We start from the raw sequence: 3,057 nt of genomic DNA on the forward strand, positions 1-3,057 counted from the left end.
CGGACTGCGCTGCCCACCGGTTATCCCGCGGATGGCACGACCAATCCCAATGCTTATGCCGCCAAGCTCAATGCCCAAAGTGGCCAGAAGACCGGGCCTTCTATCGTGCTGCGCGTAATGGCGGGTGATGTGATTACCATCGGCACAAGAGCATATTATACCAATACTGGGGCGAATACCCGCTATGCCTCTACTGCGGACATGATCACCTCTTTGCTCCAGGCATTTGCCACCGGCGGACAGGCAGACGGTGCGCATGTGCCTACGGGAAGCAGCTCCCCTATGTCATCCACTATTATGAACAGTAGCGTGTTTGATCAGATTAAACAGACCCCGGGTAGTGAAGACAATGCGAGCAAACCTAAAGCCTACCTGAATTTCGTGTTGTTTGATGACCAGTTCAATATGGTGAGTAGTAATAGTGGAAACAGGCAGGTACAGGCATCGCCGGGGGCGCTGCAAACGCTGGCCGTTAGCGCCATGACGATTAAATCCACCGGGTTTATTTATATTTACGTGAGCAATGAGAGTGGGCAGGATGTGTATTTTGATAATCTGGTGGTGAACCATACCAGTGGGCCGTTGCTGGAGGAGACGCATTATTATCCGTTTGGGTTGACGATGGCGGGGATTAGTAACCATGCATTAGGGAAGCTGGAGAATAGATTTAAATATAATGGGAAGGAATTGCAGAATGAGGAGTTTAGCTATGGGAGTGGGTTGGAGGTATACGACTATGGAGCTAGATTTTATGATAATCAAATAGGGCGCTTCTTTACTCAGGATAGATTTGCTGATAAATATTTTGCCCTATCCCCCTATCTTTACACTGCAGATAACCCCATCCGGTATGTTGATGCCAATGGCGACAGTATCATTGATAATAATCAAATCGTCGCAAATCTTAAATCCTTTTTAAATACTTCAATCACGACAATAAATGGCCTGATAAAGGAGGGGACTTTGCCGCAAGGAATAAGTGAAGATGATGCAAAAGCACTGGTAGGTGAATATCAAACTACTTTAGGTGAAATTGGAACATTAGAGAAATCCGATCAAATTTACAATGTTGCTTATAATACGAGTAGGGATGAGGGTGGAACGAGCTATAATAACGAAAACGGCCAAATTGATGTTGGAGTTGCCAAAGGAACTAATCCGTTGCAGTCTGCAGGATTGGCAGCGCATGAATTGAAACACGCCTATCAATATGAAACCGGCCTAGTATCATTTTCTGTTGATGGTAGAACTTTAGGAAAGTTATATGATGTATCAGATGAAAAGGCAGCATATAATCGACAAGCTTATTTGGAGAATGGCGTTTTCTTTAGATCTCACTTATTGGATAATAATGGTGTGATAGCAAGAGGTGTGACAATGACGCCGCCAGCATATCAAGGACTACCTTCTGGGCCTATTGACATTAATTCAAAAGCAGGAAAAGCTCTTCGGCAACAAACCATTAATGCCAGAAAGGCAGGCACGCCAGTTCCGGAAGTTTATAAAGGGTATCAAACTGATTACAAAAAGGGGCAGCAGCAACAATAAATATTTATTAAATCAATTTTTATGACAAATTATGGTCTATGCGAAATGCTCCTATTTTTAGTATGTCTTGTTTCAAATATTGCCCAACCAAATTACGATAAAGGGGATTTCCAACACATATCTTTGCAAAAAGATACTTCAAAAAGTATCATAGGCAAGTATAATAGCCCAAAACAGGATTTTAATAAATTTACTTCAGAGCACTTAGTGCTAAAGAATGATTCGACTTTTGAGTATGCAATAAATACTGAATTTTACAAAATTCAAGCAAAAGGATACTGGCATGTATCGGCCTCCAACTTGATTTTGAACAGCGAAAAGAGAATGCAAAAAATTATTGTGCAAGAAGCATCTAATAAGTCAAATAACAGTCAAATGAAATTTGATGTAACATACAAGGATAACAGCTCCTTATATTATCAGTTGTTCCTAATTACCAGAAAAGACACATTATACTACAAAGATGTTTTTCGTGATACAACCATAAATCAGGATGAAACACTTAAAGCATTTTACATTGTTGACAGCAGAGGATTTAGGTATCCAACCTATTTTTTAAAAAGTAAGAAATCAAACAATTTTAAAATTAAGCTTGAGACAGATAGGATTTTTGATAACGAGAAGTGGAGAATCAGCAACGATAAGCTACAGCCGATAGGGATAAATGGAAAGTACTCCAGTTATTATTTAATCAAAGAAATTAAATAACGCGGAGCCCCCTAGCGGAGAATCTACGATCCGCAGATAGGGACGTGGAATACTTTGGATTCTAAAGCCGACAAATATGAACTAATAGCTCCATATGCTTATGCATTTAATAACCCATCATCATCTGACCCGGTGGGTACTCAAATTGCATGGAGATATCTATGATACTACTGTGGCGGGTTAGCAGGTCACAAAATTGTGAGTAGCCATAGCCACCAGGGTACTGCTGACGGTTCTCTTTCCATAACAGGTGACGGGTAACACCAGTACGTTTAAAGTTCAGCCATAAAATAACTAACGCGCTCCTCAAAAAACTGTTTCCGCTCATCTTCCATTTACCGTAATCGTTGTCGTGGTTTCCGGTAGCAGATGCTCGTAGTAAGTCCAGCCGTTCCTCGCAGGACCCCGACCGCCAATAAGACCGCCAATCAACAGCAACACGGCCGATTACACGTATGATAATAATGGTAATCTTACGGTAGACAACAACAAGGCTATCACAGCCATTGCCTATAATTACCTGAACTTGCTGCAGCAGATAACCATTACCGCCAAGGGCGCTATACAATACGTGTATGATGAGGGCGGTAATAAACTAAGAAAAATTGTAACAGACAATACCGTTCATCTGCCAAAAATCACCACCACGGACTATGTCACTGGCATGGTTTACCAAAACGATACACTGCAATTTATCCCCCACAAAGAAGGCCGGGTACGCCTGGTGTTGAAAACTGGCCAGGCCCCCCAATATGTCTTTGACTATTTCTTAAAGGACCACCTGGGCAATATCCGGGAAGT

General features: G+C 41.8%; 4 protein-coding genes. 3 read left to right on the forward strand and 1 reads right to left on the reverse strand.

Annotated elements, in window-relative coordinates:
- Both GA0116948_RS20760 and GA0116948_RS20765 read left to right on the forward strand, forming a co-directional pair.
- A partial coding sequence (locus tag GA0116948_RS20760; protein WP_317041944.1) for an RHS repeat-associated core domain-containing protein occupies window positions 1-1,548 on the forward strand: 1,548 nt, incomplete at its 5' end.
- Window positions 1,549-1,569: 21 nt separating this feature from the next.
- Entirely contained in the window at window positions 1,570-2,256 is a 687-nt protein-coding gene (locus GA0116948_RS20765; protein ID WP_123891891.1) for a hypothetical protein, read from the forward strand.
- A 106-nt stretch (window positions 2,257-2,362) separates the two neighbouring features.
- Here GA0116948_RS20765 and GA0116948_RS21145 read toward each other — a convergent pair whose 3' ends face one another.
- Window positions 2,363-2,584, reverse strand: a complete 222-nt coding sequence (locus tag GA0116948_RS21145) for a hypothetical protein (RefSeq protein ID WP_123891890.1) — start codon at window positions 2,582-2,584, stop codon at window positions 2,363-2,365.
- A 198-nt stretch (window positions 2,585-2,782) separates the two neighbouring features.
- On the opposite strand from GA0116948_RS21145, the gene GA0116948_RS20770 reads away from it, so the two are divergent.
- The coding region (locus tag GA0116948_RS20770) for a hypothetical protein (protein ID WP_139111397.1) at window positions 2,783-3,057 on the forward strand (275 nt) is incomplete at its 3' end.

Origin of the sequence: Chitinophaga costaii, assembly GCF_900094705.1 — a bacterium.
Classification (GTDB): Bacteria; Bacteroidota; Bacteroidia; order Chitinophagales; family Chitinophagaceae; genus Chitinophaga; species Chitinophaga costaii.